This window comes from Rhodococcus sp. EPR-157 (genome assembly GCF_001647195.1).
GTDB lineage: Bacteria > Actinomycetota > Actinomycetes > Mycobacteriales > Mycobacteriaceae > Rhodococcoides.
On sequence record NZ_LVCV01000534.1, the window covers coordinates 1 to 424 of the forward strand.

The following is a 424-nucleotide window of genomic DNA, read 5'->3' on the forward strand; positions in this document are numbered from 1 at the left end:
CGTCCGATTCGCGCCGATGGCCGATCATTGGGCCGACTGGAACGCCCGCGCCCTGCGGAGCAAGCAGTACGACCACGACGTGTACATCTGGATCAACCGCACGCCTCGCGGAGTCAATATTTCGGCCAGGTACCCCAATACCGAGGCCGCAACCTCGAACGTGCACCAATACATCGGTGCGGTTCGTCGGATCATCGACGAGGTCGCCGACACCGGGACTGCCACCCTGCCCAACTGGGCAGGATGGGCGAGGACCACGGATGCTGCGACGACCGGACCTATCGCTACCGATCAGTAGGGGTGGCCCGCCCGTCAGGGAGGTCCCCCATAATCACCCTCCAGTTTCGAGTGCGATCTCGCTTGTGCTTAAACTCCGAAGAGACGCTCGTAACAGTGCAGCACAAACGGCCTGCACAGAGCACAC

1 pseudogene is annotated in these 424 nt (G+C 62.3%); it reads left to right on the forward strand.

Annotation, left to right across the window (positions count from 1 at the left end):
• Positions 1–298: pseudogene (locus A2J03_RS23930) on the forward strand (condensation domain-containing protein); the annotation flags it as partial.
• Positions 299–424: the final 126 nt, after the last annotated feature.